Source organism: Burkholderia sp. Bp9004 (assembly GCF_003858025.1).
In the GTDB taxonomy this organism is placed as follows: Bacteria; Pseudomonadota; Gammaproteobacteria; order Burkholderiales; family Burkholderiaceae; genus Burkholderia; species Burkholderia diffusa.
In genome coordinates this window covers 1-2430 of the sequence record NZ_QTQD01000068.1, presented here as the reverse complement: position 1 = coordinate 2430, position 2430 = coordinate 1, and the positions used below count along the sequence as shown (strand labels likewise).

Genomic DNA, 2430 nt, shown 5'->3' with positions numbered 1-2430 from the left:
GCCGTTCGCGGCTTGCGCGTAGCGACGTGCCTGGTCCATTCATTGACGCTGCCCAGACGGAAATCCATGGGCATTCGCTTGCCATGCCGCTAACAGGCCAATCACCAGCAGCGACGCGACCACCCACGGAAAAGAAGCGACGCCTACCGTCGCGAGTAGTACGCCACCGACGATTCCACTACCGGCAAACGAAAGATTGAACACCGTCACCAATGCGGACTGCGCGATGTCAGCCCCCTCGCCGGCGGCATCGGCCAAAGCAGTCTGAAGAAGGGTCGGCGCTCCGCCGAAACTGAAGCCCCAGATCGCAACGCCAACGCAGATGACCGTGGGTGACGTGGCGCCTAACCCAAATATCACCGAAACGCAGGCGAAGGCTCCGAGCCCGCCCAATACCAACAGGCGCAGCCACCCGTCAACGAGAGAACCGATAACCCAAATGCCGAGCATGGAAGAGATACCAAAGATCAGCAGCACAGAATCCACATCGCGCGCCAGTCCGACCGATGCCAGGTAAGGCGCAATGTACGTGTAAAGAATGTAATGTGGAAGAATCCAGGCCATCACCACGAACAGCACGGGTCGCACGCCCCGGATCATGAGGACTCGCCGCATCGGCAAACGGTGGTTCGTCATCTCGCCAGGATAATCCGGCACTTTCCAGCACACCAAGGCCATTAACGCCAGTGACATCCCGGACATAATGCCAAAGATGCTGCGCCAGCCGACCATACTGCCGAGCCAGACGCTTAACGGCACCCCGACCGACAACGCCAAAGGAATGCCGATCATCGCCACCGCAAGCGCGCGTCCCTGCATCGACGCGGGAACCATACGCCGCGCGTATGACGCCAAAAGGCACCAAGCCAGTCCGGTGGCGAGTCCCACAGCAAAGCGCGTAGCCAGCGTCAGCACGTAATTCGTCGACACCGCAGTGATCGCATTGCAAACGAGAAACGCGGCCAACACCAGCAACAAGACATGCCGCCGTTGCCACTTACGGACAACTGCGGTCAGCGGGATGGCTGCTACACCCGACCCGAGCGCACAGAGGGTTACAAGTTGCCCAGCCCAGGCTTCGCTGACGTGGAACCCTTGTGCAATCTCTGGAAGCAAGCCAGCCGGCACAGTTTCGTTCGCTGTGGCGATGAAACTGGCCATCGCCAATGCAAACAACGCTCCCACGGGGAGACGATTCACCGTCTCAGCGCATCCGATACCCACGGTCGCTGCCCCGCAATTTTTATCCATCTTGTTCTCCAGATTTCAACGTTTTCCCTCGTTGGGGCTTGCAGAGTGGCAGTCTGCCTAGTAAACATGGATTTGATAATTGGCCGCGCATTTGAATACTTTTCAAATCTGGATGAAGAATGGCAACTGATCGACTGGGCGACATGCGTTTGTTCGTGGAGGCAGCGGCACTGGGCAACTTGTCCGCTGCCGGTCGTAAGCTGGGATTCTCACCGGCAGCGGCGAGCGCGCGGCTCACCAAACTGGAAGCGGCACTCTCAACAAGGCTATTCGACCGCAATACAAGGCAACTACGCCTAACCGAAGAGGGCCGGCTATACCACCACCACTGCCGCATCGCATTGAGGGCCATCGAGGATGCCGAGGCCGCACTCAACGCGAGCCAGGGGATAGCGCGCGGCAAGGTTCGGATTTCGGCATCGGCCGATTTCGGCCGCAATCTACTGAGTAGCTGGCTAGAAGACTTCGTTCGCACGCAGCCCGAGCTGAAAATCGCACTTAACCTGACCGACTCCGTCTCCGACTTGCTGCAAGACGACGTGGATCTCGCAATCCGATTTGGAAGGCCAAACAATCCTTCACTTATCGCACGGCAACTTGCACCGAACTGGCGAGTGCTATGTGCGTCTCCTGAATATCTGACCAATCACGGCACGCCGCGAATCCCGGCTGACCTGGTTGCCCATCAGTTTGTCGTTCTGGTTACGGCTGCAGGCCCGTTGAACGAATTTCACTTCGTGTCCGAAGGCAAGCGTTGGAATCACACCGTAGCAATGGAAAACGCATGGGAAACAAATGATGGCGCCTTGGCACGTGCGTGGACACTTGCCGGGTTCGGCATAGCCCGCAAGACAATATGGGATGCCGCAGCGGATATTCGTGCAGGCAAACTTCAGGTCGTGTTGCCGGAGTGGGTCGAAGGTGAGCCCGGCATATATGCCGTGTTGAACCGAAATCGCTATATGACTCCACGCGTGAGGGTGCTACTGGACTTCCTGGTCGACCGCTTCCAGCGTGCGATGTCCGAGGGCATCCTGGCCGGGATGCCCGCGCCATCAGGGTCGGAAAACCTAGGCTAACTTGCGATAGTCACTGACTTTCAAAGTGCGCCAGCGGTGAGATTCCCGATTAGGGCGTCGCTAGCAGGTGCGGCTCGTGACATGCGGTGAACAGACATTC

General features: G+C 58.3%; 2 protein-coding genes. One reads left to right on the top strand and one right to left on the bottom strand.

The window, feature by feature from the left end; genetic code table 11:
• Positions 1–39 precede the first annotated feature (39 nt).
• Complete coding sequence (locus DIE08_RS35130) at positions 40–1251, bottom strand: MFS transporter (RefSeq protein WP_124906449.1); 1212 nt, start codon at positions 1249–1251, stop codon at positions 40–42.
• 119 nt (positions 1252–1370) lie between these two features.
• Between DIE08_RS35130 and DIE08_RS35125 the strand changes: the two genes are divergently transcribed.
• Positions 1371–2330: a LysR family transcriptional regulator gene (locus tag DIE08_RS35125; protein ID WP_124906447.1), complete on the top strand. Its 960-nt coding sequence runs from the start codon at positions 1371–1373 to the stop codon at positions 2328–2330.
• Positions 2331–2430 lie beyond the last annotated feature (100 nt).

Bases quoted from the DNA above. Each gene is read 5' to 3' on its own strand.
- DIE08_RS35125 (WP_124906447.1), top strand. From the start codon at position 1,371: ATGGCAACTGATCGACTGGGCGACATGCGTTTGTTCGTGGAGGCAGCG.
- DIE08_RS35130 (WP_124906449.1), bottom strand. From the start codon at position 1,251: ATGGATAAAAATTGCGGGGCAGCGACCGTGGGTATCGGATGCGCTGAG.